The sequence below is a fragment of the Nocardia acidivorans NBRC 108247 genome, assembly GCF_001625085.1.
Taxonomy (GTDB): domain Bacteria; phylum Actinomycetota; class Actinomycetes; order Mycobacteriales; family Mycobacteriaceae; genus Nocardia; species Nocardia acidivorans.
In genome coordinates this window covers 135,761-160,575 of the sequence record NZ_BDAW01000013.1, presented here as the reverse complement: position 1 = coordinate 160,575, position 24,815 = coordinate 135,761, and the positions used below count along the sequence as shown (strand labels likewise).

Annotated in this window: 22 protein-coding genes; 13 read left to right on the top strand and 9 right to left on the bottom strand. The window is 65.9% G+C overall.

The genetic code is table 11. The annotated features are described in order from the left end of the window. Positions 1-864, bottom strand: coding sequence for a MetQ/NlpA family ABC transporter substrate-binding protein (locus NA10_RS07930; RefSeq protein WP_067565220.1), 864 nt, complete (start codon positions 862-864; stop codon positions 1-3). Between the two features lie 130 nt (positions 865-994). Here NA10_RS07930 and NA10_RS07925 point away from each other — a divergent pair, with 130 nt between their 5' ends. The 3 genes from NA10_RS07925 to NA10_RS07915 all read left to right on the top strand — a co-directional run bounded on the left by NA10_RS07925 (position 995) and on the right by NA10_RS07915 (position 3,662). Then, the gene (locus NA10_RS07925; protein ID WP_245677088.1) at positions 995-1,876 is read left to right on the top strand and encodes a MetQ/NlpA family ABC transporter substrate-binding protein; all 882 of its coding nucleotides are present in this window, start codon (positions 995-997) and stop codon (positions 1,874-1,876) included. A 65-nt stretch (positions 1,877-1,941) separates the two neighbouring features. Continuing rightward, positions 1,942-2,988, top strand: a complete 1,047-nt coding sequence (locus NA10_RS07920) for a methionine ABC transporter ATP-binding protein (protein ID WP_067565460.1) — start codon at positions 1,942-1,944, stop codon at positions 2,986-2,988. A gap of 11 nt (positions 2,989-2,999) precedes the next feature. Further along, positions 3,000-3,662, top strand: a complete 663-nt coding sequence (locus NA10_RS07915; RefSeq protein WP_067565455.1) for a methionine ABC transporter permease — start codon at positions 3,000-3,002, stop codon at positions 3,660-3,662. 62 nt (positions 3,663-3,724) lie between these two features. Here NA10_RS07915 and NA10_RS07910 read toward each other — a convergent pair whose 3' ends face one another. Further along, on the bottom strand, positions 3,725-4,381 hold the full coding sequence (locus tag NA10_RS07910) for a hypothetical protein (protein WP_067565214.1): 657 nt from the start codon (positions 4,379-4,381) through the stop codon (positions 3,725-3,727). A 189-nt stretch (positions 4,382-4,570) separates the two neighbouring features. After that, positions 4,571-5,944, bottom strand: a complete 1,374-nt coding sequence (locus NA10_RS07905) for an FAD-dependent oxidoreductase (protein ID WP_067565211.1) — start codon at positions 5,942-5,944, stop codon at positions 4,571-4,573. A 96-nt stretch (positions 5,945-6,040) separates the two neighbouring features. Here NA10_RS07905 and NA10_RS07900 point away from each other — a divergent pair, with 96 nt between their 5' ends. Both NA10_RS07900 and NA10_RS07895 read left to right on the top strand, forming a co-directional pair. After that, positions 6,041-6,436 (top strand): ankyrin repeat domain-containing protein, encoded by a 396-nt coding sequence (locus NA10_RS07900; protein WP_067565208.1) that lies wholly within the window; start codon positions 6,041-6,043, stop codon positions 6,434-6,436. A gap of 256 nt (positions 6,437-6,692) precedes the next feature. Next, positions 6,693-8,480 (top strand): sigma-54-dependent Fis family transcriptional regulator, encoded by a 1,788-nt coding sequence (locus NA10_RS07895; protein ID WP_067565205.1) that lies wholly within the window; start codon positions 6,693-6,695, stop codon positions 8,478-8,480. A 21-nt stretch (positions 8,481-8,501) separates the two neighbouring features. On the opposite strand, the gene asnB is transcribed toward NA10_RS07895, so the two are convergent. Continuing rightward, positions 8,502-10,463 carry an asparagine synthase (glutamine-hydrolyzing) gene (gene asnB / locus NA10_RS07890; protein ID WP_067565202.1) on the bottom strand — a complete coding sequence of 654 codons (1,962 nt, stop codon included), beginning with the start codon at positions 10,461-10,463 and terminating at the stop codon, positions 8,502-8,504. A 589-nt stretch (positions 10,464-11,052) separates the two neighbouring features. Between asnB and ctaC the strand changes: the two genes are divergently transcribed. The 3 genes from ctaC to NA10_RS07875 all read left to right on the top strand — a co-directional run bounded on the left by ctaC (position 11,053) and on the right by NA10_RS07875 (position 13,391). After that, positions 11,053-12,048: an aa3-type cytochrome oxidase subunit II gene (ctaC, locus tag NA10_RS07885; RefSeq protein ID WP_067565199.1), complete on the top strand. Its 996-nt coding sequence runs from the start codon at positions 11,053-11,055 to the stop codon at positions 12,046-12,048. Between the two features lie 13 nt (positions 12,049-12,061). Further along, positions 12,062-12,478, top strand: a complete 417-nt coding sequence (locus tag NA10_RS07880; protein WP_067565196.1) for a cytochrome c oxidase subunit 4 — start codon at positions 12,062-12,064, stop codon at positions 12,476-12,478. A gap of 127 nt (positions 12,479-12,605) precedes the next feature. Further along, on the top strand, positions 12,606-13,391 hold the full coding sequence (locus NA10_RS07875) for a ParA family protein (protein WP_084514406.1): 786 nt from the start codon (positions 12,606-12,608) through the stop codon (positions 13,389-13,391). A gap of 260 nt (positions 13,392-13,651) precedes the next feature. On the opposite strand, the gene NA10_RS07870 is transcribed toward NA10_RS07875, so the two are convergent. The 3 genes from NA10_RS07870 to NA10_RS07860 form a co-directional block, all read right to left on the bottom strand. Beyond that, on the bottom strand, positions 13,652-14,455 hold the full coding sequence (locus tag NA10_RS07870; protein WP_084514405.1) for an SDR family NAD(P)-dependent oxidoreductase: 804 nt from the start codon (positions 14,453-14,455) through the stop codon (positions 13,652-13,654). A 122-nt stretch (positions 14,456-14,577) separates the two neighbouring features. Further along, a complete protein-coding gene (locus NA10_RS07865; RefSeq protein ID WP_067565193.1) occupies positions 14,578-15,837 on the bottom strand; it encodes an FAD-binding oxidoreductase in 1,260 nt (419 codons plus the stop codon). Positions 15,838-15,891: 54 nt separating this feature from the next. Beyond that, a complete protein-coding gene (locus NA10_RS07860) occupies positions 15,892-17,436 on the bottom strand; it encodes an alkaline phosphatase D family protein (RefSeq protein ID WP_067565448.1) in 1,545 nt (514 codons plus the stop codon). Positions 17,437-17,579: 143 nt separating this feature from the next. Here NA10_RS07860 and NA10_RS07855 point away from each other — a divergent pair, with 143 nt between their 5' ends. Continuing rightward, entirely contained in the window at positions 17,580-18,785 is a 1,206-nt protein-coding gene (locus tag NA10_RS07855; RefSeq protein WP_067565190.1) for a hypothetical protein, read from the top strand. A gap of 194 nt (positions 18,786-18,979) precedes the next feature. Here NA10_RS07855 and NA10_RS07850 read toward each other — a convergent pair whose 3' ends face one another. Next, positions 18,980-19,813 (bottom strand): helix-turn-helix transcriptional regulator, encoded by an 834-nt coding sequence (locus tag NA10_RS07850; RefSeq protein ID WP_067565187.1) that lies wholly within the window; start codon positions 19,811-19,813, stop codon positions 18,980-18,982. Between the two features lie 86 nt (positions 19,814-19,899). Here NA10_RS07850 and NA10_RS07845 point away from each other — a divergent pair, with 86 nt between their 5' ends. From NA10_RS07845 to NA10_RS07835, 4 genes are all read left to right on the top strand, one after another. Continuing rightward, complete coding sequence (locus NA10_RS07845; RefSeq protein ID WP_067565184.1) at positions 19,900-20,646, top strand: SDR family oxidoreductase; 747 nt, start codon at positions 19,900-19,902, stop codon at positions 20,644-20,646. Between the two features lie 208 nt (positions 20,647-20,854). Beyond that, positions 20,855-21,007 carry a hypothetical protein gene (locus NA10_RS36485; protein ID WP_157556193.1) on the top strand — a complete coding sequence of 51 codons (153 nt, stop codon included), beginning with the start codon at positions 20,855-20,857 and terminating at the stop codon, positions 21,005-21,007. Between the two features lie 103 nt (positions 21,008-21,110). Beyond that, positions 21,111-22,349: an FxsB family cyclophane-forming radical SAM/SPASM peptide maturase gene (locus NA10_RS07840; RefSeq protein WP_218021472.1), complete on the top strand. Its 1,239-nt coding sequence runs from the start codon at positions 21,111-21,113 to the stop codon at positions 22,347-22,349. Positions 22,350-22,384: 35 nt separating this feature from the next. Then, positions 22,385-24,154, top strand: coding sequence for an HEXXH motif domain-containing protein (locus NA10_RS07835; RefSeq protein WP_157556191.1), 1,770 nt, complete (start codon positions 22,385-22,387; stop codon positions 24,152-24,154). Positions 24,155-24,161: 7 nt separating this feature from the next. Here the strand turns inward: NA10_RS07835 and NA10_RS07830 are convergent, their stop codons facing one another. Next, positions 24,162-24,746, bottom strand: a complete 585-nt coding sequence (locus tag NA10_RS07830; RefSeq protein ID WP_157556189.1) for a hypothetical protein — start codon at positions 24,744-24,746, stop codon at positions 24,162-24,164. Positions 24,747-24,815: the final 69 nt, after the last annotated feature.

Below are 24,815 nucleotides of genomic sequence, written 5' to 3'. Positions count from 1 at the left end.
CTACTTCCGGAACTTGGCCTCGAGTTCGGTTGCGGCGGTTTGCAATTCGGCGGGCGGATTGTTCTTGAAGATGCCCTGATACCCGGATTCGGCCTTGATGGCCGCCTCCACCGCGGGATCGTGATAGATCTGGGTGAGCCGAAGCAGCTTCGGATTGTCCCTGTCCGCGGCCCGCGCGGCGAAGATATTGATGTACTGGGTCAGGTCCGGCCGATTCGGATCGTCGGTGTAGATGACCTGCTGCTGGGTCAGCCCGGCGGGCTGGGCGAAGGTGTCGTCCACGAAAGCGGCGTCGACGCTCTCCAGCGATTGCGCGGTCAGCGTCGGATCGATGGTGGTCAGCCGCACCTTGGATGCGCCCTTGTCGACATCCTCGATCTTGGAATCCCAGCTCGCGCCGTTCTTCAGCACGATCAGCCCGGCGGCGGCCAGGCTCAGCAGCGGGCGCACCTGATTCGCGGGATTATTGCTAAGGGTGATCTCGCCGCCCTGCGGCACCTCGGCCACGCTCCTGTGTTTCTTCGAGTACAGCGTCAGCGGGAAGATCTCGGTCGCGCCCAGCGGAATCAGATTGTCGTTGTTGCGGGCGTTGTAATTGGCCAGATACCGAATGTGCTGGAACTTGTTGAGATCCACCCGCCCCTGGGACAGCGCAGGATTCGGCTGGTTGTAGTCGGAGAAATTGACGAATTCGACGGCGATTCCCGCGTCGGACGCCTTCTTCTTGAACACATCCCAGTGCGGGAGTGCGAGGTCATTCACACCGATGCGGACCACATCCTCGCGGTGGTCCCGGCCACAGGCGGCGCTCATGGCCAGGGTGAGCAGCAGTGGAATCACCAGTAGACGGCGGAGTTTTCGCATTTTGGGCAAGGTAGGCGACCGGGCACGGCCTCCGGGAGTGTTTGGATCGCCCGGATCGCAATCATTGCCGAAGGGTTGCCCGCAGGGTTGCATGACCGGGTTAGATTTCGACGATCATGCGGGAGCACGAGTGAAATTCCAACGGGTACTGGCGATCCCGGTCCTGGTTGCGGCAGTTGCGGGCCTCACCCTCACCGCGACGGCGTGCGGTAAGAACGATGACGCGTCCGGAAACGTGGTGCGCATCGGCACCACCGAGACCGATCCGCAGTGGGATGTCTTCGCCGATCAGGCCAAGGCGCAGGGCATTACGCTGGAGATCACCCACTACTCCGACTATTCGCAGCCCAATGCGGCGTTGTCGCAGAAGCAGGTGGATGTGAATCTGTTCCAGCATCTGCAATTCCTGGGGCAGTACAACGTCGCCAACAATGATGATCTGACGCCGATCGGGGCGACCCAGATCGTGCCGCTGGGGTTGTACTCCAAGAAGCACAAGAGCCTGGCCGAGATCCCGCAGGGCGGTGAGATCGCCATTCCGAACGATCCGACCAATCAGGCGCGGGCGCTGTTCGTGCTCCAGGCGGCCGGACTGTTGAAGCTGTCCGGCGATGCCAAGCAGCCCACCCCCGCCGATGTCGACAAGGGCGCCTCCAAGGTGAAGGTGACCGCGGTGGACGCCGCCCAGACCGCGCTGTCGCTGGCGTCGGTGGACGGGTCCGTGGTGAACAACACCTTCCTGGAGAAGTCCGGCATCGACCCGAATTCGGCGCTGTACAAGGATGATCCGAAGAATTCGGGGGCCGAGCCGTACATCAACGCGTTCGTCACGCGAAGTGCGGACAAGACCAACCCCACCTATCTGAAACTGGTGGAGATCTGGCACGGGCCGGAGGTGCAGGCGGCGGTCGCGAAGACCTCCAAGGGGACCGCGGTCGAGGTCAAGCGCAGTGGACCGGAGCTGGAGCAGATCCTGTCGCGGGTGCAGCAGACCATCCGCGAGAAGAAGTGAGCGGCAACGCCACCGAGAGCACCGCACAACCGAATCCGCACGCCGTGACCGAGCCGGGTCACGCCGTGCGTCGGGCTACCGCGTCCGAGCATGCCGCGGTCGAATTCCGTTCGGTCACCAAGGTGTTCAAGGCGGGCAGGCAATCGCATACGGCGCTGGACGATATCGATCTGCGCATCGAGCGCGGGGAGATCTTCGGCGTGATCGGGTACTCCGGGGCGGGTAAGAGCACGCTGGTGCGGCTCATCAATGCCCTGGAGCAGCCGACCAGCGGGACGGTGCTCATCTCCGGCGATCCGATCACCGGGGTGCCCGAATCCCGGGTGCGGCAGCTGCGGCGCGATATCGGCATGGTGTTCCAGCAGTTCAATCTGTTCCGATCACGCACCGCCGCGGGCAATATCGAGTACCCGTTGAAGGTGGCCGGCTGGTCACGTGCGCGGCGCAAGGCGCGGGTGGCCGAGCTGCTGGAATTCGTGGGGCTCGCCGACAAGGCGCGCAGCTATCCGGATCAACTCTCCGGCGGGCAGAAGCAGCGGGTGGGCATTGCCCGCGCGCTGGCCACCTCGCCCGCCCTGCTGCTGGCCGATGAGGCGACCTCGGCGCTGGATCCGGAGACCACCGGTGAGGTGCTGCGCCTGCTGAAGAAGGTGAATCGCGAACTCGGCGTGACGATTGTGGTGATCACCCATGAGATGGATGTGATCCGCGCCGTCGCCGATCGGGTCGCGGTCCTGGCCGAGGGCCGAATCGTGGAGCTGGCGCGGACTTTCGACGTCTTCGCCGCCCCGCGGGCCGCCCCGACCCGCTCATTCGTGGAGACGGTCCTGCACAACCGGCCCAATCCCGAAGAGCTGCAACGCCTCGGCGCGAAACACCCCGGCCGCCTCGTCACCGTGGATATCGACGATGAACGCGGCATCGGCACCGCCCTGGCCACCGCCGCCCAGGCGGGCGTCACCGTCGAAATCGTGTACGGCGGCGTGAGCACGTTGCAGGACAAGACCTTCGGCAGCCTGACCCTCGCCCTCGACGGCGCGGCGGAGGCGGTGGACCGGGTTGCCGGTGTGCTGGCGGGAAGCCCGGCGGCTGACGAGCGGAGGTCTGCGTGAATTACGCGGCGGTGCAGACGGATTGGGACAAGCTGACCCCGGTGCTCACCGAGGCCATCGGGACCACCATCTACCTGGTGCTGTTGACCTTCGTGGTGGGCGGGGTGATCGGGCTGGGGCTCGGGACCCTGCTGTACACCACGCGCAAGGGTGGATTGCTGGCGAACGCGCCGGTCAATCTGGTGCTCAATTTCCTGGTGAATGTGGTGCGGCCGATTCCGTTCATCATTCTGCTGGCGGCGCTGGGACCGGTGACCTTGCAGGTGGTCGGCACCACCATCGGCACCGATGCGGCGGCGTTCGTCATGATCGTGGCCGCGTCGTTCGGTATCGCCCGGATCGTCGAGCAGAATCTGGTGACCGTGGATCCCGGGGTGATCGAGGCGGCGCGGTCGATGGGGGCGGGGCCGCTGCGGATCATCACGACGCTGCTGATCCCGGAGGCGTTGGGGCCCTTGGTGCTCGGCTACACGTTCGTGGTGATCGCGGTGGTGGATATGTCGGCCATGGCGGGCACGGTCGGTGGTGGCGGGCTCGGCGATTTCGCGCTGGTCTACGGCTATCAGCGGTTTGATTGGCAGGTCACGCTGGTGGCGACGCTGATCATTATCGCGGGGGTGCAAGGCATCCAGTTCTTCGGGAACTGGTTGGCCCGCAGAGTATTGCGGCGTTGAGGGGATGGACGGCCCGTCACCTCGTCGGCGGGCCGTCCGTACTCATCGCGCGCGGGGCGTAGTCATCGCTTCCCGGGGGTGCGCGCGCCGCCGAACCGTTGTGCCAGTTCGTATCTGCGCGCGGCTTCACCGGTGTCACCGCGTTCCTCGGCCAGTTCGGCCAGCCGCAGGAACCACTCGGATCTGCTCGCGGGCCCGAGCGCGTACAGCACCTGCCACACCGGAACCGATGACCCGGAGAACTGGTACCGCTCGAAATGCCGGTCCACCAGTCCGGTCAGATGCCCGCGGGCCAGTTGCCGGAACTCGGCCGACACCGCGTCGGCGCGCACCGAATTGGCCAGCCACACACCGAGTTCGGCATTGTCCTCGATCAGGCATTCGGCCGCGAACCAGGTGCGCGCGAACTCCGCCGCCACCGGTTCCCGGGTCCACACCGTGAGCGCCTGCCGCCCGGCCTCGGTCTCTATCCCGCACCGATCGGCCACATCGCACAGCAGCCGCAGCGCCGTATCGGGTGCGATGCGCGCCGCCTCGACCAGCCGTTCCTGCACCGGTCGCCGATCCCGTGCCAGCTCGGCATCGTCATCGCGTCCGAGCAGTTCACGAATCGCGGTCAGTACCAGTCGAATTCGCGTCTCGAAATCCGGTTCGGCGTCGGCCGCGCGCATGGCCTGCTCGAAAACCGAAGGCCCGCGCTGTTTCACGACCTTGCGCACCGGCTCGCCCCCGGCGGGCTTCGCCGGTTCTTCTTCACCCCGAGACCATCGCCACTTCACGCGCAACACTCCTGCCGGGGCCCTATGGACAGCTACGGAGATTGCTGCCCGGACCTCGCCCCTAACAATGCCCGACAATCTCCTCCGCTGAGCTATTCCCGTCAACTTCGCCGGTATTCCCCATCGATATCAGCGATTGCGCTCCACCGCGACGGCGGCCTTGCGGGCGGCGACCAGGATGGGGTCCCAGACGGGGGAGAAGGGGGGTGCGTAGCCGAGGTCCAGGGCGATCATCTGGTCGACGGTCATGCGGGCGGTGAGGGCCACCGCGGCGATGTCGATGCGTTTGGCGGCGCCCTCGCGGCCCACCAGTTGGACGCCGAGCAGGCGGCCGGTGCGGCGTTCGGCGAGCATCTTGACGGTCATCGGGGCGGTGCCGGGGAAGTATCCGGAACGGCTGGTGGATTCGATGGTGACGGTCTCGAATTGCAGGCCCGCGGCGTGGGCGTCCTTCTCGCGCAGGCCGGTTCGGGCCACCTCGAGGTCGCAGACCTTGCTGACGGCGGTGCCGACCACACCGGGGAAGGTGGCATAGCCGCCGCCGATATTCGCGCCGATGATCTGGCCGTGCTTATTGGCGTGCGTGCCCAGGGCGATGTGGCGTTCGGTCCCCGAGACCAGGTCCAGCACCTCCACGCAGTCACCGCCCGCCCAGACGTCCCGGTATCCGCGCACCCGCATGGACAGATCGGTGAGCAGTCCGTCGTGCGAGCCGAGCGGAAGCCCTGCGGCACGGGCCAATTCGGTATTCGGGCGCACGCCGATGCCGAGCACGACCACATCGGCGGGGAATTCGGCCTCGGCGGTGGCGACGGCGCGCACCCGGCCGGTGTCATCGGTAAGCACCTTGGTCAGTTCGGCGGTGCACAGCACGCGAATACCCAAGCCCTCCATGGCTTTCCGGATGAGCGAGCCCATATCCGGGTCCAGCGTGGCCATCGGCTGCGGTCCGCGATTGATCACGGTGACCTCGTAGCCGCGATTGATCAGCGCCTCGGCCATCTCGACGCCGACATAGCCCGCCCCGACCACCACCGCCCGGCGGCCCGGACTCGATTCCAGGGATTCGATGAGGTCCTGACCGTCGTCCAGGGTCTGCACCCCGTGCACGCCGGGCGCGTCGATACCGGGAATGGGCGGCCGGATCGGGGTCGCGCCGGTCGCGATCACCAGCTTGTCGTAGCCGACCCAGCTCTCCGCGCCGGACTCCAGTTCCCGCGCCCGCACCCGGTGGCCGGGCACATCGAGTTCGAGCACCTCCACGCGCATCCGCAGATCGATATCGCGGGCCCGATGCTCCTCGGGGGTGCGGGCGATGAGCTGATCGCGCTCCCGCACATCCCCGCCCACCCAGTACGGGATGCCGCAGGCCGAGAAGGAGGTGAAATGCCCGCGTTCGAAGACGACGATCTCCAATTCCTTCGCGGATTTCATTCGCCGTGCCTGCGAGGCCGCCGACATTCCGGCCGCATCCCCGCCGATGATCACCAGACGCTCAGTCATACCGATGACGTTACGTCCCGATCCGGGCCGTGCGCCGCCGCGGGCACCGAGAATCGCCTGTTCCGGACTTCGGCCCGGGGTGGTAGTACTGGACCAATGAGCGCGAACGACCCCGATGCGGACAAGGTCCTCGAGTTGGCCGGTCAGATCTTCGACTTCGCCCGCCAGGGTGACGCCGAGAAATTGGCGGCCTACCTCGATGCCGGTGTACCGGCCAATCTGACCAACGAGAACGGCGACAGCATTCTCATGCTCGCCGCGTACCACGGCAACGAAGCCGCGGTGGCCACCCTGCTCGCGCACGGCGCGGACCCCAATGTCACCAATGACGCGGGCCAAACCCCTTTGGCGGGAGCCATTTTCAAGGGCGAGACGGAGATTCTGAAGGCGCTGATCGCCGCCGGAGCCGATCCGGACGCCGGCAGCCCCTCCGCGCGCGACACCGCCGCCATGTTCGATCGCACCGCGTTTCTGGAGAGCTTCCTGAAATAGGTCGTGTGCCGCACCACCTGCCCCGGCCCGGGACGTGACCTTGGGCGGTTGGTCACGGGTGACAACACTGGCACCGGTGGCCGGGGCGGGTGGGCACTCCAACAGGCGCCACAGCCGAATGGGGCACGTATCCGTCAGCGGCTGAGGTCACAGTCGTTGGTGTCATCAGTTTCAGGTGGAATCACCCGGATGCGATGTCCCACTTTGGGACACTGGAGGCGATGAAGGCGGCGACATACGGCGAGAGGGGCCCGGGGTGAGTCTGGCCGGACACAGCATCCCAGTGGTGCGGGCGCGCGAGAGCTTCCTGAGCTCGGGTGATGTACCCGCCGACGCGGTATCGGGGTTGGTGTCGGCGTCCTGGCAGCGATCCCTCGCGGCGGGCGTCAGCGATCTGACCAATGTGCTCGATCGCGGATATGTCGCCGATCTGGATCTGCAGAGCAGGTTCGTGCAGTGCGCGCTGCCCGTGATCAACCGCCTCGAAGTGGAATTGAGCGATCTGGCGGTGAGTATCGCGCTCACCGACCGGAATTCGCGGGTGCTCATCCGGCGCGACAATCAACGGCTGCTCGGCGGCCGGTTCGACACCGTGTTCTTCGCGCCCGGCTTCAACTACAGCGAGGACGATGTCGGCACCAATGGGGTGGGCACGGCGCTGGCCTCCGGAAAAGCCGTATTCATTACCGGGCATGAGCATTTCGCCGAGAACATCACGGTCTTCGCGTGCGCGGGCGCGCCGATCCGCGATCCGCTCACCGGAACGATCCAGGGCGTCCTGGATCTGAGCTGCCTGGCCGAGGACGCCAGCCCGTTCATGCATTCGCTGGCCCAGCAGGCGGCCCGCAATATCGAAATCGAGCTGCGCGCCAGCGGATCGGTGCATCAGCAGGCGGTGCTGGAACGCTTCCTGCGGGTGAGCCGCACCCGGCGCGGACCGGTCCTGTCGCTGGGCGGCGATGTGTTCATGAGCGATACCCGCGCCAATCAGCAACTGCTGCCGCAGGAGAAGGCGTACCTGCGGGAAATCGCGACCGGGCTCACCGGATTACGCGACAGCATGGTGCTGGATGTGGAACTGCCCACCGGCCGCACCGCGCGGGTGCGCCCGGAAACGGTCATCGTCGGAGCGGATATCGCCGGGGTGGTCATGCGGGTCGATCTCACCACCCCTGAGGCGGGCCCCCGCCGCGCCGTCGTCAAATCGATCGGCCTGCCCGAGGTGCCCGGTGACTCCTCGTCATGGCGACGCGTCACCGGTGAAATCCTGGAGGCCGCCCGCACCGGCACCCCGGTGGTCGTGACCGGCGAATCCGGTACCGGCAAACTGGCTTTGATCACCGCGGCGCACCGGCGCACCTTCCCCACCCGCTCGCTGGTGATCGTCGACTGCCGCGGTGAAACGCCCTTCGCGCATCTGCCCGCCACCCTGGCCGCCGCGCGTCAGCCCACCCTGGTGCTGGCCCACCTCGACGAATTGTCCGCCGACCACGCGGATCTCGATCGCGCCCTGACCGCCCTGGCCCCGGACGGCTGGCTGGCCGCCACCATGACGAATCCGAATTCGGAAGGCGCACAGGACGACAACGAGCACCTGGACGCCGCGCTGGGGCATTTCGAGGGCTCGATCAGCGTGCCGCCGCTGCGGCATCGCATCGATGATGTGCCGCAACTGGTCTCGCATCTGCTCGGGGTGCTGGCCCCGCGCCGGACCGTGGCCTGCACCCCCGCGGCACTGCGCGTACTGCTCGGCCACGACTGGCCCGGCAATGCGGCCGAGCTGCGGGATGCGCTGCGCACCGCGCTGACTCGGCGTCCGGTGGGGGATCTGCGGGCCGAGGATCTGCCGGAGACCTGTTTCGTCTCCGGTGGCCGCAGGCTCACGCCGATCGAGATGGCCGAGCGCACGGCCATCGTGCGGGCGCTGATCCAGACCGGCGGCAATCGCCGGGACGCGGCGGTGCTGGTCGGCATCGCCCGGTCCTCGCTGTATCGCAAGATCCAGGCCTACGGAATCCGAGTGGGGCAGAAGCCGACCGGTTGAGTCGGCTACCGCCCCCACGCCTCAGAGGTTGACCGGGTAGACCGGTTCCTGGATCTCCGGCTTGATGCGCTGCTCGACGAAGATGCCGTGCCACACCATGAACACCAGCAGCGTCCAGAGCCGGCGCGAGTGATCGATCGGCCCGGTGCGATGCGCCTCGAGCATGGCCGAGATGGCCGCCTTGTTCAGCAGGTGATCGGTGCCGGAGTCGGCGATCTGCTGGCGGGCCCAGTCGTAGAGCTCCGGGCCGCGCAGCCAATGCCGCAGCGGGACAGGGAATCCCAGCTTGGCGCGGTGCAGCACATGCGAGGGCACGATGTCCTCCAGCGCCTGGCGCAGCGCGTACTTGGTGGTCTCCTTGGTGATCTTCTGTTCGAACGGGATTCGCTCGGCGACCTTGAAGACCTCGTTGTCCAGGAACGGCACGCGCAGTTCCAGGGAGTTGGCCATGGTCATCTTGTCGGCCTTGACCAGGATATCGCCGCGCAACCAGGTGAACAGGTCCAGATGCTGCATGCGCGCGACCGGATCCATACCGCGGTCCTGCACGCCGTAGATAGGCCCGGTGACATCCTGATGTGTCCACTCCGGCCGGAATTCGCGCAGCACCGAACGCAATTGGGCGTCATTGAAGCTGCGCGCGTTGCCGTAGTAGCGGTCCTCCAGCTCGAGCGAACCGCGATGCAGCAGGCTCTTGCCGCGGGTGCCCTCCGGAATCCGGTCCGAGATCAGCCCCGCGAGCTTGCGCACGCGTTTGGGCAGGTACTCGAACGGCTTGAGCGACAACGGCTCCCGGTAGATGGTATAGCCGCCGAACAGCTCGTCCGCGCCCTCGCCCGAGAGCACCACCTTGACGTGCTTACGGGCCTCCTTGGCCACGAAGTACAGCGGCACCAGCGCCGGATCGGCCACGGGTTCGTCCAGGTACCAGACGATTTCGGGAATCGCGTTGGCGAAATCCTCGGGTGTGACCATGCGGATGAAATGCTTCGCGCCGATGGCCTCGGCGGTCTCGGCGGCCACATCGGCCTCCGAATAGCCCTGGCGTTCGAACGCGGAGGTGAAGGTCAGCAGATTCGGATTGTGCCGAATCGCCAGCGCCGCAATGGCGGTGGAGTCGATACCGCCGGACAGGAACGAGCCGACGGTCACATCGGCGCGCATATGCTTGGCGACCGAATCCTCCAGCGCGGCGGCGATCTCCCGGTACCGGGTCTTGGCGTCACCGAACGGCCGGACCCGGAACTGCGGATTGAAGTACCGGGTGAAGCGCGGGGCCTGACCGGGTTCGATCCAGGCGTAACAACCGGATTCGAGTCGGCGCACGCTCTTGTGCAGCGTCTCGGGCTCGGGCACGTACTGCAGCACCGTGTAGTGCTCGAGCGCCCGCGGATCCAGCTCATCGGAGAGCTCCAGTGCCGCAAGCAGTTCCAGCAGGCTCTTCTTCTCGCTGGAGAACGCCGTGCCGCCCGCGCCGGTGGCCAGGAACAGCGGCTTGATACCGAAGGGGTCGCGCGCCACGAACAGCTTGCGCAGCTCGGTATCCCAGATGGCGAAGGCGAACATGCCGCGCAGTCGCTTGGCCGCTTCCGCGCCCCAGTAGTGGAACGCCGCGACGATCGCCTCGGAGTCGCCCTCGGTCGCGAACATCGGCTGATCGCCGAACTCCGCGCCGTGCGCGGCCCGCAACTCCTCGCGCAGTTCGAGGTAGTTGTAGATCTCGCCATTGAAAGTGAGCGCGTACCGCTCTCGATTCTCCGGCGGACCCCAGCGCAGCGGCTGATGCGAATGCTCGATATCGATGATCGACAGGCGGTTGAAGCCGAAGATCATCCGATCGTCGTTCCAGGTGCCCTTCTCATCGGGGCCGCGATGGCGTTGGCAGTGCAGCGCCTCGTACACCTGCGCCGCCGTGGTCTCGACCGTCCGCCCATCCGGGGTGGTCGCCGTCTGAGCCGTCAGAAATCCGAGCAGTCCACACACTGCGGGCAGAACCTCGCTTCCGGGAATCAAGATGATCGCGCGCCAACACGCGAAACCTACTGTCCGAGTATGCCGCACCCACTGTGATCCCACCCTGGCGGCCGTATGAAAGGTTCGCGCCCGTCTCACTTCTGGACTGAGCGGAGCGGGGGAGCGAAGCGGAGGAGTGCAGGGAGGGAAGAAGTGAGACCGAGGGACCGCGAACCCCCGCCCGGAGCGAAGCGCAGGGCAATTGCACACTGCCGCACGCGCGATGATCGCGCCGCCAGAGGCCGTATCCACGGCTTATGCAGTTTCCGGAGTGTCGAAGTCGACCCCACCACGAAGGCATGCCCGGTTTGGTCTACGCTGCGTAGTACTCGGGAACTCCCGGGCTCGATCATGCGTTGTGCGCGACCGGGTCCAGAGCTCCCAAACGTGCTGTAGTTGTGTCGCCCGGCGGAAGGGAGCCCGGGCGACGCCAGTCGAATAGACGACCAGGAAGGCGTTGAGCGTGGCGCACAAGGCGAGCGAAGCGATAGGGGCACGACCCGCCCAGGGTCGGCGGGGCCGCATCCTTCGACGGGCCGGGCTGGCGGTGTCCTTGGGGATGACCGCGATGCTCGTCTCGGGCTGCTCGATCGACAACCCGTGGCTCCGGTTCGGTTGGCCCTCGGGTGTCACCCCCCAGGCCACCCGGATGCGTGAACTCTGGACATGGTCCGTCATCGCCGCGCTGGTGATGGGCGTGCTGGTCTGGGGCCTGACCTTCTGGACGATCGCGTTCCACCGTAAGAAGGCGGACTCCCCGGAGTTCCCGCGGCAGACCGGTTACAACGTTCCGCTGGAGCTGAGCTACACGGCCGCTCCGTTCGTGATCATCGCGGTGCTGTTCTACTTCACCGTGGTGGTGCAGAACTACGTGCACGAGAAGGTCTCGGATCCGGATGTCGTGGTCGACGTGACCGCGTTCCAGTGGAACTGGAAGTTCGGGTACCAGAAGGTCGACTTCAAGGGCGGCTACCAGTTCGACGGTGTGGATCACGTCCGTCAGGACATGAACCAGCAGATCAAGGACGAGTACGCGGAGCGCACCGAGGACGGTCACCCGCAACCCGGCCCGAACAACGGTCTGCCGGCCAATGACATCTCATACCTGAACTACGACAAGGTCGAGACCGTCGGCACCTCGAACGAGATCCCGGTGCTGGTGCTGCCGACCGGTAAGAACATTCAGTTCGAGCTGGCCGCCGCCGATGTCATCCACTCCTTCTGGGTGCCGGAGTTCCTGTTCAAGCGGGACGTCATGCCGAACCCGAAGCAGAACAACTCCGACAACGTCTTCCAGATCACCAAGATCGAGAAGGAAGGCGCGTTCGTCGGCCGTTGCGCCGAGATGTGCGGCACCTTCCACTCGATGATGAACTTCGAGGTCCGCGCGGTATCGCCGGAGAACTTCCAGAAGTACCTGGACGCTCGCCGGGACGGTAAGACCAACGCGGCGGCGCTGGAAGCCATCGGCGAGGCCCCGGTCGCGACCACCACCAAGCCGTTCAACACCAAGCGCGATGCGCGCGGCAACGAACTCGCCTCCGAAGTCAAGTGAGGGATGAACTGACATGAAGGTCGAAGCTCGCATCTTCGAACTGCTCGCGGTATTTTTCGCGATCGTTGGCGTCGTCTACGCCTACTTCACCGCCCAGTCGCGGACCGGCGTGGAATGGGCCGGTACCACCGCCATCGTGCTGACGGCGGGCCTGGCGATCATCGTCGGCACCTACTTCCGCTTCGTCGCCCGTCGACTGGACCTGCGTCCGGAGGACTTCGAAGAGGCGGAGATCGCGGACGGCGCGGGCGATCTGGGCTTCTTCTCGCCCGGCTCGTTCTGGCCCATCCTGCTCGCGGGCGCGGGTTCCATCACCGCCCTGGGCTTCGCGTTCTTCCAGTACTGGTTGATCGGTGTCGGCGTGGTGTGCATTCTGGCCGCCGCGGCCGGGCTGGTGTTCGAGTACCACATGGGACCCGAGAAGCACTGAGCCACAAGCTCTCGCCGCGCCCCACCGGAGACTTCCGGTGGGGCGCTGGTGTTTTTCCGGGATTTAGTGAGCGAGAACTCCCGCGTCGCAACGACACGCCGAGGCGACCTACGGCTAGCCTGGCAACATGTTGGCAACCCCTGAAGCGCAGATCGTGGCCCTGTGCAATCAGAAGGGCGGCGTCGGGAAGACAACCTCGACCATCAATCTCGGTGCGGCCCTTGCCGAGCAGGGACTCAGAGTCCTGCTGGTCGACCTCGATCCCCAGGGTGCGCTCTCCGCCGGCCTCGGCGTCTACGTCAATGACCTGGAATTGACCATCTACGATCTGCTCGGCCGCAACGCGCCCTCGGTGGACGAGGTGCTGATGAAGACCGGCGTCGAGAACATGCACCTGCTGCCCAGCAATATCGACCTCTCCGCGGCGGAGATCCAGCTGGTCAACGAGGTCGGGCGGGAACAGTGCCTGCGCCGCGTACTGGACCCCATCCGGGACCGCTACGACTACATCCTCATCGACTGCCAGCCCTCACTGAGCCTGCTCACGGTGAACGCTCTGGCCTGCGCGGACGGTGTCATCATCCCGATGGAGCCGGAGTACTTCGCGCTGCGCGGCCTGGCCCTGCTGACCGACACCATGGAGAAGGTCCGAGACAGGTTGAACCCCAACCTGAGTCTGTCCGGCATCGTCGTCACCATGTTCGACCGCCGCCTCCTGCACTCGCGCCAGGTCCTGACCCGGGTCAAGGAAGTCTTCGGCGATCGCGTGTACGACATCCAGATCTCGCGCACCGTCCGCTTCCCCGACGCCACCCTCGCCGGTGAACCGGTGACCACCTGGGCCCCCAAATCCGCGGGCGCCGACCAATACCGAGCCCTGGCAAAGGAATTCCTGGCCCGCGCCCGCAACTGATCCGCTTCCCCCGGACCCGCGGACGGGCGGCCGGTGTCGTTTTTGCGAACCGCCATCAGCTGACCCGCAACTGATAGGTGGCTTCGACCCAGAAGCCGCCGGGCTCGTATTCGCCGCCGAAGGTGAGGCTGTGGTCGCCGGGTGCGAGATCATCCAGGCGCACCCACAGTAATGGGGGCTCAATCGTTGTGGTGCACACGATGAAAGGCGGGGTGCCCGGCGGGTGGGCACCCCGTCTTCCCCTCATCGGTGGAGATGGTTCAGATGCCGAGGGCGTGTTTGAGACGGGTTGTGCGAGGGGATATTCCGGTGAGGCCGAGGAGGGCTCGGGGGAAGCGGGGTGGCAGGTGGGTGGGGCGGGTGCGCAGGGCGGTGACTATCCATTCGGCGGCTTCGGTGGCGTCCAGGGCGGGTTGTTCGGTGAAGTAGGTGGGGGCGGTGGCGTCTATGCGGAAGGCCGGGTAGTGGACGGCGGTGACGTGGATACCACGCGGGGAGAGTTCGGCGTCGGCGCACTGGCCGAAGGTGGTCCAGGCAGCCTGGGAACTGGCGTAGGACGCGAAATTCGGTGCGGCGCCGGTGGTCAGCGACCAGGGGCCGACATTGACCACGTGGCCGGAGCCGCCGGCGAGCATGGCGGGCAGCAGGCCCAGGGTCAGCCGGAGGGGGCCGAAGTAATTGGCCGCCATCATGCGCTGGTAATCGCTGAAGCGGTCCAGGGATTGCAGGACGGGGCGGCGGGCGGGGCGACCGGCGTTATTGATGAGAACGTCGATGCTGTCGAAATCGGTGAGCAGCCATTCGACGAGTTGATCCACATCGCCGAGGGCGGACAGATCACAGCGATTCCAATGCGCCCGGCCGCCGGAATCGACTATGGCGGCGCAATCCTGGGCCAATTGACTCCCGCGGCGCGCGACGAGGAGGACCTCTGCGCCGTGGGAGGCGAGTAATCGTGCGGTGGCCCGGCCTATTTCGGAGCAGGCATCGGTGATAACAATGCGTTTGCCCGCAATGGAGCGGTCTGCGGGACGGGGACGGCGGGCAGTGCGGAATTCCATCATGGGACGGGCAACCTTCAGTCATGAATGGGCTGAACCATGCACCGATACCCCGCCGACAGTATCGATACCGTCCGCACCACCCCGGCTGCTAGCCGATTGCTGGCGGTGCGGCGGAACACATTCTAATCGGTCGGGTCATAACGCCGGGCGCGTTCGGCCACGCAGATTTCATCGATCGAGGAGACGATGTCCCGCAACAGTTCCGACGGCAGCGCGGCCGGTCGGAGTCGGCAGGTGAAGGTGATGAAGCCGTGCTCCTCATGATCGAGTTCGCGCAGGTAGTTCGAGCGCACGCCGTAGGTGAGCGCGGAAATGACGGTGAAGCAACCGGTTTGCTCGCGATGGCCGGAGAAGAGATCGTGCAGCCGGTGGAACACCCGCGGATAGGTCGACATGGGTGCGAACACCGAGATCCGGTACGCCGCACCGCGCTCCGAGGAGCTGATGACGGTATCGGCCAGATACTCCGCATCGCGCAGCGTCAGCACCTTGGGCGCGAACATGAGCGCGCCCGCGGCGGCATTGCGCACCGGCATACCCGCGCGCCCGCCCGCCGACGCGGCGATGGCTCCCAGCGACTTTCGCGCCCGCGAACCGACTTCACGCCGCGCGCGCAGCGACAGATTCGGTGCGGTGGGATGCAGACTCGACCACTGTCCGAAGCGCACGGTGCCCAGCTGCACGGTGCCCGTGCCGACCGGTCGGGCCACCTTCAGCGGTGCGGTGTCCACCCAGCGCCCCACCTGGAGCATGGCCTCACCGGGCGACTGAATCTCCTTGTACGCCTGCTCCACGAAGGTGTCGAAGTCCAGGAAGCGATGCGCGTCGGTGGTGAGCCAGGTGCGGTCCTTGTCCACATCGGTCACCTCGAGGGTGAGCGCGGTGATGATCCCGGTGCGCCCGCCGCCGCCCAGAATCCGCCGGAACCGCTCGGTGTGATGAGTGCGCCCGCAGGTCCCGAAACGCCCGTCTTGATCGACGTATTCGACTTCGACCACATTGTCGCTGAACATGCCGAAGCGATGCGAGGCCGCGGAGAGCCCGCCGACCGCCGCGAATCCGCCCGCGGTGATATCGCGGTGGTCGCCGACGATCGGCAGCCCGAGCCCGTGCGCGCCGAGGGTGCGGTCGATATCGGACAGCCGCGCGCCCGCCTGCACCCGCACGGTGCGGGCGTCGGCGTCCACCACCTGCACCCGATTCATTTTGCGCAGTGACAGCACCGCACCCTGTTCGGGCGGGGCGAGCTCCTCGTCCGGCCGCTCCCCACCGCGGATGATCAGCGGTTTCGTCGATTTGCGCGAATCCCGAACGGTACGAACCACATCCGCGGTATCGCGGGGGAGGAATTCTGCCGGGAGGGTGGAGAAGGACGTGCTCATGGCGCTACAGCTAACCACAGTCACGCCCGTCCTGCTCGGACTTGGACCGCCGTCTCAGTGTGCGGGGGTGAGACGCTGTGTGAACAGCACGTTTCCGGTCGCATCGCACAGGTTCACTGTGAGTTCGCGGGACCTGCCGTCAATGCTGACCTCGCCGAAATGCTGGTACGCGCCATCGAGCGGAGAGGCGTTCTGCACCGGCGGCGCGTGCACGAAAACCGCTTCGGGACCGAAGGTTCCGTCCAGGGGATTCGGGCCGAACGCACCGGCGTTCAACGGACCGGAGACGAATTCCCAGAATTCGTTGAAGTCGCCGAATGCGGCGCGCTCGGGCGAATAGTGGTGCGCGGCCGTGTAATGCACATCCGCGGTGAGCCAGACGACCCCGGAAACCTTGTTGGCCTTGATGGATGAGAGCACCTGGGCGATCTCGGTTTCACGTCCCGAGGGCGCGCCCGGATCATTGTTCGCGGGTCCTTCGAATGCGATGCGATCGGGCTGTTCACCATCCTTCACGACCAATCCGAGCGGCAAATCATTGGCGACGATTTTCCAGGTCGCCTTCGAGTCACGCAAAGCGCCGATGAGCCATTGGGTCTGGGCCGCGCCGAATATCCTGCCCGCCGGGGAGCGGTTCTCGTCATTGGTGTCCTTGTACGTGCGCATATCCAGTACGAACACATCCAGCAGCGGACCGTACGAGATCTTGCGATACAGCCGGCCGTCCACGGCCTCCTTGGGTTCCACCGGCATCCATTCGTGGAATGCCTGCCAGGACCGAGTGGCCAGGGTGTCCATACTGCGTTCGGTATAGCCCTTGGTCGGCCCGACCATTCCGCCCGGATACCAGTTGTTGACCGTCTCGTGGTCGTCCCACTGCACGATCTGCGCCACCGAGGAGTTGAATCGCCGGTAATTCTCGTCGGTCAGGTTGTAGGCGAAATTGCCGCGGAACTGGTCGAGAGTCTGCGCCACAGCGCTTTTGGCCTCGGAGACGGTATTGCGCCAGATCCGCCCGTCCGGCAGCGTCACCGAATCCTTCAGCGGCCCATCGGCGTAGATGGAATCACCGGAGTGGATGAACAAATGCGGATCGCGCGCGGCCATGGCGGAGAAGATCTTCATCCCGCCAAGCTCGGGATTGATGCCGTAACCCTGGCCGACCACATCGCCGGACCACAGCAGTTTGATATCCGAGGCCGCGGTGGGCACGGTCCGGAAGACCCCGGTGATCGGCTCGGAGGTGGCATCGCCCTCGAGGGTGACGCGATAGTGCACCTGTTGTCCGGCGGGCAGGCCGTTCACCCGCACCCGGCCGGTGCCGTCGGTATCCGGGGTCAGCATCGGCCCTTCGAAACGCTTTGCGTCCTTGAAGGATTCGGTGGCGGCGGTCTCCACGATCAATTTCGCGGGCCGATCCGAGCGCGCCCAGATGAGCGCACCGTCAGTGCGCGGATCACCCACCGCCACGCCGTGCGTCAGCTTCGGGCGCTGGGTGAGCAGCGCCGGACCGTCATTCGACGAGCACGCCGCGAGCGCCGGAGCGACGATCAACCCGGCGGCGGAGGTGCGCAGCAGGGTGCGCCGCGAGAGATGCATAGCCATGGGCCGACCCTTCAGCAGCGAGCTCAACATCAGCTGAACTGTGCCGCACAGCTCCGCGAATGATCGGCTACGGTGCGGCGTGTCGGGGGTATCGCGAAGCCCTGGAATTGTCGGTGCCGCTCCGTATAGTCCGGTCCATGAGTTTTCTGGGCGGGGTGTTCGGTTCGGCACGAAAGAGGTTCGGCGAGAAGGTGCTTGCGCAAGTCCTGGGCTACGACGGCATCGAATCCGCGGAATTCGACGCCGACGCGTTCGAGGTGCGGTTTCGCTTTCGGGAGGCGGGTTACGGGAAGTTGACCCTGGATACGCTGTTCAAACGCTGCGCGGGGCAGCCCGACGCCGAGCGGGAGCGGCGGGTCGGCGATCTGCTGCGGGATTTCCGCACCGAGAACGAGCCCGATACCTGGGATTCGGTGGTGGGGCGACTACGCCCGGTATTGCGTGGCTCCGAGCGCATGCATGTCGAGCTGGAGGGTTTCGAGGGCCGGGATCTGATGCTGTGGCGGCCCGCTCTGCCGTGTCTGATCGAAATGGTGGTGGTGGACAGGCCGTCCACCATTCAATTCGTGAATACGCTCGACCTGGAACGCTGGGGAGTCGATGCCGATCAGGTGTTTCGCGCCGCGCATGTGAATATGGCCGGGCTGGCCATGAACACCCTGGCCGCATTCGAACCGCCCACCGGCACAAAGGTGCTCGAATTCGCCGATGACGACGGGGAGAGCTATGTCGGTTCGCTTCCGCTGATCGAGGGCTGGCTGGCGGGTGTGCGGACCCGTACCGGCACCTCGCCGATCGTGCTCATGCCCGGGCATCTGGGCATGTTCGTGGTGCTCGGGGCCACCGCGGAGCAGCTGCCGGTATTCCTGGAACTGGCGCGGGAGAAGTACGACGAGGCGCTGCGCCCGCTGTCGCCGCTGCCGTACACGGTGGACGCCGAGGGCGAAGTGGTGCCGTTCCGGGTGCCCGAGGGGTCTCCGGGCTGGCAGGAGATCCGCGGTGCCGAGGCCGGAATGGCCGCGCACAGCTATCGGGTGCAGACCGAACGCCTACGCGCCGAACGCTATCGGGAGGAGGCGGTCAGCGAACTCATGCATGTCCGCGCTCCCGATGGCACCGAACACACCATGACCCCGTGGACCGACGGCGTGCCCACGCTGCTGCCGCGCGCGCATTTCGTCTGCCTGGTCACCATGACCGGTGAAGTCTTCCGGGTGGCCTGGGAGGATGTGGTCGCGCACGTGCCGCTCACGCCCGCACCGGGTTTCGACCCGCCCCGCTATCGGGTGGACGATCATCCATCGGCCGAGGTCATGGACCGGTTGCGCGCCCTTGCGCGCTGACATCGGCCGACCAGGGTGGGGCGCTGTGGATAGGGCGCAGCCGACGATCGGCAAACGATGCTGAGCCAGTGGTGTACCGGATCTTTCGGTGGTACAACCGGATGTGCTCCGCGGCCCGATGACACCGTCACCGACCGCGTGCGCCAGATCTTCGCCGAACAGGTCATGCAGACCGTGCTGCGTTGAGCGCTATCTCACCTCGGTTCCGCGGTAAGGCTCGCGAGATCGCGGAACACCTCGGCGGTGCGGGTGCCCGGCGTCGCGCAGTAGACGATCATCCGCTGATCGGTATCGGCGACATGCAGGACCTGGCATTCGAATTCGACCACGCCGAGATCGGGATGGTCGATGCGCTTGTGATGGGCCCGCCGGACCTCCACATCGTGGGAGTTCCACATCGCGGCGAAATGCGGTGCGGTGCCGAGCAATTCGGTGATCAGCCGGGCCAGTTCCGGATTGCCCGGGTAGCGGGCGTAGGCCACGCGCAGGTCGGCCACGGTGGAGCGCAGGAAGTTCAGGGTGTCCGGCTCCGACAGGCGCGGATGGTCGGTGGGCTGGCTGAACATCCAGCGGACCATATTGCGCTCGTGCTGCGGTGTGGCGTCCAGATCGCCGATGAACGGGATGGCGCTGCGATTCCAGGCGAGGATCTCATAGCTGGCGTCCACCACATACGCGGGCGAGCCGAGCGTATCGAGCATGATTCGCACCGATCGGGGCACGGTGCGATCGGGTCCGGCCACGGTGGGCGGATGCTCCCCGCCCATGCGGAACAGGTAGTCGCGCTCATCGGCGGTCATCATCATCGCCCGCGCCAGCGCCGTCAGCACCTGCCGTGACGGTTTCGCCCCGCGTGCCTGTTCGATGCGGATGTAGTAGTCCACGGAGATGCCCGCCAACTGCGCGACCTCCTGCCGCCGCAGGCCGGGCAGCCGCCGGTTGCTGCCGTCGGGCAGTCCGACATCGCTGGGCCGCAATCGATTTCGCCGGGTGCGCAGGAATTCGGCCAGTGCGTTTCGATCCGCCATTGCTCCAGTGTCGGTCATTGAGGTGCGGTCCGGGTGGTACAACCTGGTCCTCCCTCGGATCCCGCCGCCGGGGCAATGCTTCTCGTATGACCACAGCGCTCATTACCGGAGCCAATAAGGGCATCGGCTTCGAAACCGCCCGCCAACTCGCCGCCCGCGATATCACCGTGCTCATGGCGGCCCGGGACAAGGATCTCGGCCAGGCCGCCGTCGAGACACTGAAAGCCGAAGGCGCACAGGCGCATTTCGTCCACCTCGATGTCACCGACGCGGACTCGATCGCCCGCGCCGCGGAGTGGATCGACTCCGAATTCGGCAGCCTCGACATCCTGATCAACAATGCCGGTATCACCGGCGCCCTGGATTTCGATGGCAAACCCTCCTCGACCACGGTGGCGACCCTGCGCCAGGTTTACGAGACCAACGTCTTCGGGGTGGTGGCGGTCACCAACGCACTGCTCCCGCTGCTGCGCCGCGCGGAGGCCGCCCGCATTGTGAACGTTTCCAGCGAGGTCGGGTCGCTGGAACTGATGATGAACCCCGAAGGTCCGATGTGGCAGATGGCCGCGATCTCCTATCCCTCCTCCAAAACGGCCCTGAATATGGTGACCGCCATGTATGCCAAGGAATTCTGGGGCACCCCGATCAAGGTCAATGCCGCCAATCCCGGCTACTGCGCCACCGACCTCAATCACCACACCGGCTTCCGCACCCCGGCGCAGGGCGCGGAACCGTCGGTGTACCTCGCGACCCTGCCGGAAGACGGCCCCTCGGGCCAACTCTGGGGCTATGAGTGGGACGAGCAGGGTGGTTACGGCCGACTGCCCTGGTGAGATCGGGCGACGAGATCCGTTGTAGCCGGTCGATTCTCACTGGTGGGAGGCAACTACCAGGGGTTTTTCGTCGAGCGTGCTACGTTCGGGCATGCCGGGATGGCATTCGATTCCCCGGTTCGAAATCCAATTCCCGTACGCGATGGCCCGTGAATCGGCGCTGCGTGATCGCGGGATTCGAGTACACCTCACGAAAGGAAGATGTGCCATGGGCAATCTCGCCGAACTCGCAGAACTCAGCTCGGAACATCTGATGGCCGATGCCGGACCCGCGCTGCGCGCGGCGCTGAAGCGTCACCTCACCGAGACGGGAGAGAGCGCCACCGGCAAGTTCAATTCGTTCATCGGCTCGTCGGTCTAGTTCGAGTCGATCGAAGGATCCGTGGACGTATCGGCGCGCGGAGCTGTCCACGGATTCCTCGGCCATGGGTCGGGCCCGCGCATCATATGAGAGGACCTGCGCCGTGTCGTCGCAACCTGGTGAATTGCCGTGGGATGGATGGGGATCGGACTTCGCCGCGGTGCGTCGCGGTGGGTGGCGTCCGCTGGCGTTCAACGAGTTCGTGATCAAGATCCACGGCCGCTGCAACTTGGCCTGCGACTACTGCTACATGTACGAGATGGCGGATCAGAGCTGGCGCTCCAAGCCCAAGGCGATGGAACGCGAGATCTTCCTCGATACCTGCCGCATGATCGCATCGCATGTCACGCGGTACAAGCTGCCGGAGCTCGATCTCGTTCTGCACGGTGGCGAACCCTTGCTCGTCGGCGCCGGTGATCTGGAGTTCTTCGCGCGAACCGCGCGGTCGGTGCTGGATCCGATCACCAAGGTGCGCTTGGGTATTCAGACCAATGGGGTACTGATCGACCAGGACGTCCTGAGTATCTGCGATCGCTGGAACGTCGGCGTCGGGGTCAGCCTCGACGGCGGGGAGATCGAGCATGATCGGCATCGGGTCGATCGGCAGGGGCGCGGCAGCTACGCCCGCGTGGTCGCCGGTCTGGAGCAGCTGCTGACTCCGCGGTGGCGGCACCTGTTCTCCGGTTTGCTCGCTACGATCGACCTGGCCAATGATCCCGTGCGGACCTACGAGGCAATGCTGCGCTTCGCACCGCCCGCCATGGATTTTCTGATGCCGCACGGCAATTGGACCACTCCTCCGCCCGGGCGCGGACCCGATCGGTCGACACCGTATGCCGACTGGCTCATCCCGATCTTCGACCGCTGGTACGACGCCCCGGAATCGGAGACCACCGTCCGGCTCTTCGGCGATATCATCGCGCTGCTGCTGGGCGGTCGGGCGCATTCGGAGACCGTCGGTATGGAACCGGTCCGCCTCGCGGTCGTCGAGACCGACGGATCGCTCGAACAGGTCGACGAATTGAAGTCGGCCTTCGCCGGAGCCGCTCGAATTCCGGTGCGGGGCATCGGGAATCCACTGGATCTCGCGCTCTGGGAGCCGTCGATCGTGGCGCGCCAGATCGGTGTCACCGCACTGAGCGACACCTGCCGCGCGTGCTCGATCCATAAGGTCTGCGGTGGCGGCCACTACGTGCACCGCTACCGGCAGGACGCCGGATTCCGGAACCCGTCCGTGTACTGCGCCGACCTGACCGCGCTCATCACCCATATCGAATCAAGGCTGCGCGTCGATCTCGAGGCGCTGACGGCCGACGCCGCGCGAACGACACCGCGCAGCTGAGGCCGCCCACCGTGTTCACTCATGACAAGGACAGCATGATCACCGTACCCGTGCACGAGAGAGCGGACATCACCGCGGATTTGAGCTCGGGCCACGGTACGGCCGCGAGTATCGCGGCCCTCACCGACGGCCTGATCACCATGCGCGTGATTCTGCTGCGCCAGTTGCTCACCACCGTCGATGACGAGACCGCCGAGCTGTCTGGATTGCCCGCCGCATACGAGAGCTTGGCCGCCCTCCAATCCGAGCACCCGGACATCGTCGCCTCCATGCTGGCCTATCCGAACACCGGTGCGTGGCTCAGCCGCGTATTGCGCCGGGCCGCAGGTAGTTCCGATGATTCGGTGATCCCGCTGTGGGCCGACTGCGCCTATCTCGGCTGGCTCGCGGTGGCCGCGCAGATCGCCTGTCACGCCGAAGGGACAGCGCGACTGGTCATTCGCAATGGTGCGGTCGTGCTCCCGAACCTCGGTCTGGCCAAGCTGGGGGAGACGGGTCATCACGGGCGGTGCGATATCGCCTGGAGTGCCTGCGGTGCACTGCGTTTCAGCTGGCCGGGCGGGTCGCTGCGGATCGCCTCGCGAACCGATGAATCCCATCCGGACTGGTTGCCCATGCGATGGCTGCGCGCATCCCCCGGTGAGCCGCGGATCTGGCTCGACGACCTGGACCCCTTCCGTGTCCTCCAGTCCGGGACCGATGGGCTGCGGTTGACCACCACCGAGGCCGAACGGTGGCAGTGCGACTTCACCGCTGCCTGGCAACTGCTCCGCGCAGACTTCGATGAATACCTCACACCCATGCGCGCCTGCCTGACCAGCGTGACACCGCTGAGCGCACGGCCGCAGGCGGCCGGCACCAGCCATACCGCCTGGAACGGATTGGGCTGCGTCTACACCACCGCACCCGCCGACTCCTGTCAGCTCGCACTCACCATGATTCACGAAATCCAGCACACCAAATTCGGCCTGCTGACCGATCAGATCGAGCTGTTCACCCCCGATTCCGCCTGCCGGTTCTACGCACCATGGCGCGCTGACCCGCGGCCGATATCCGGTCTGCTGCATGGGATCTACGCCTTCCATGGAGTCACCGACTTCTGGCGGGTGCACCGGCATTCGGAGTGCCACGGTTCGACACAGACGCACGCCGAATTCGAACTGGGCCGGATCCAGCTGGCAGCGGCCGTCGAGCAGGCAATGACCTCCGGTCTGCTCACCGCGGCGGGCGACCGATTCCTGCGTGCTCTCGCCGACGCGATGTCGCCCTGGCGGCACGAGAGCGTGCCCCTCGCGGCCCGGCAGGTCGCCGCCGAGACGATCACCGCGCACCGGACCTTCTGGCGTATTCGCAATCTGGAACCGGACCCCGCCGCGATCGCCGAATTGGCCGCGCGCTGGTGGGCTCGCCGGCCGCCAGGTCCAGATCTACCCACCGCCGCATTCATCGCCCCCGAACGTGTCCCCGAGCGCTATCGCGGTCTGCCGTTGGCGGCGCAATTGAAGGCGGTCGACCCCGGGGCGGCGGCAGCGCTGGCGACACCCGGGCAGCCGGAAGGAGACCGGGCATACCTGGCCGGCTATCCGACCGAGGCGCTGGCGCTGTATGCCCGCGAGCTGCGCGCCGATCCGCTGCGCCCGCAGGCGTGGGCGGGGCTGATCTTGGCCGGGCAGCGGGTCTTCGGCGGCAAGCTTTTCGAAACCCTCAGCGAGCGAGGCGAAGTCGTTGCCGGGCTGTACGCCGAGATAGGTCCCGAGGCCGAGATCCTCGACCTGCTGCGCTGGCTCTCGCCCGTCGGCGATTGAACCTCGCTCACAGTCCCACCCGCTCGCGCAGCACCTCCAGACGACGCAACAGCGCCGGGCGACGAATCTCGATCCGTTGCTGCGGATTGTCGATTCCGTACTCCCGCATGGGGGCCGGTGTATCCAGCAGCGGGCACACCGCCTCCCATCCCATCGCCAGCATTCTCGGAAACGTCGACGCGTTCACCGACGTGATCCCCCACATCATTTCCACATCGCGTACTTCGAACAGGGACCGATACAGCAGCATTGTCCCGAGACCTGTTCCGCGCCCGACGAAGTCCGCTCTGGTGTGCCATATGTCCCAATACGCGGTGTTCCCCGGATCGAATCGGATGGAACCTACGCCGCCGACGCCCCCGTCCGGCGGCTCATACACGAAGATTCGATACCTTGGATCGTTCACGAGGCGTCGGTATTGACTGTTCTTCGTATCCCGGAACCGTGCCAGGAACCCATCCAGTCCCGGCATTCCCTTCTTCACAGGCATATGTCGGTACGAATATGCCGCGCCATCGTGGAGGGCCTGGGCGATACCGGGTGTGTGCCGCTCCCGGGCTTGGATGAGGGGGAAACGCTCCGCAATGGTCAACTTGCGTCCTGCCGTCGAGTCGGCTGTTCTTCCGCTTCGACATGATCACTCGAAGCCGTGACCATTGTC

Coding starts and splice junctions, on each gene's coding strand:
- NA10_RS07930 (WP_067565220.1), bottom strand. CDS start 864: ATGCGAAAACTCCGCCGTCTACTGGTGATTCCACTGCTGCTCACCCTG.
- NA10_RS07905 (WP_067565211.1), bottom strand. CDS start 5,944: ATGACTGAGCGTCTGGTGATCATCGGCGGGGATGCGGCCGGAATGTCG.
- NA10_RS07900 (WP_067565208.1), top strand. CDS start 6,041: ATGAGCGCGAACGACCCCGATGCGGACAAGGTCCTCGAGTTGGCCGGT.
- ctaC (WP_067565199.1), top strand. CDS start 11,053: ATGACCGCGATGCTCGTCTCGGGCTGCTCGATCGACAACCCGTGGCTC.
- NA10_RS07880 (WP_067565196.1), top strand. CDS start 12,062: ATGAAGGTCGAAGCTCGCATCTTCGAACTGCTCGCGGTATTTTTCGCG.
- NA10_RS07875 (WP_084514406.1), top strand. CDS start 12,606: ATGTTGGCAACCCCTGAAGCGCAGATCGTGGCCCTGTGCAATCAGAAG.
- NA10_RS07870 (WP_084514405.1), bottom strand. CDS start 14,455: ATGATGGAATTCCGCACTGCCCGCCGTCCCCGTCCCGCAGACCGCTCC.
- NA10_RS07865 (WP_067565193.1), bottom strand. CDS start 15,837: ATGAGCACGTCCTTCTCCACCCTCCCGGCAGAATTCCTCCCCCGCGAT.
- NA10_RS07860 (WP_067565448.1), bottom strand. CDS start 17,436: ATGCATCTCTCGCGGCGCACCCTGCTGCGCACCTCCGCCGCCGGGTTG.
- NA10_RS07855 (WP_067565190.1), top strand. CDS start 17,580: ATGAGTTTTCTGGGCGGGGTGTTCGGTTCGGCACGAAAGAGGTTCGGC.
- NA10_RS07850 (WP_067565187.1), bottom strand. CDS start 19,813: ATGGCGGATCGAAACGCACTGGCCGAATTCCTGCGCACCCGGCGAAAT.
- NA10_RS07845 (WP_067565184.1), top strand. CDS start 19,900: ATGACCACAGCGCTCATTACCGGAGCCAATAAGGGCATCGGCTTCGAA.
- NA10_RS36485 (WP_157556193.1), top strand. CDS start 20,855: ATGGGCAATCTCGCCGAACTCGCAGAACTCAGCTCGGAACATCTGATG.
- NA10_RS07835 (WP_157556191.1), top strand. CDS start 22,385: ATGATCACCGTACCCGTGCACGAGAGAGCGGACATCACCGCGGATTTG.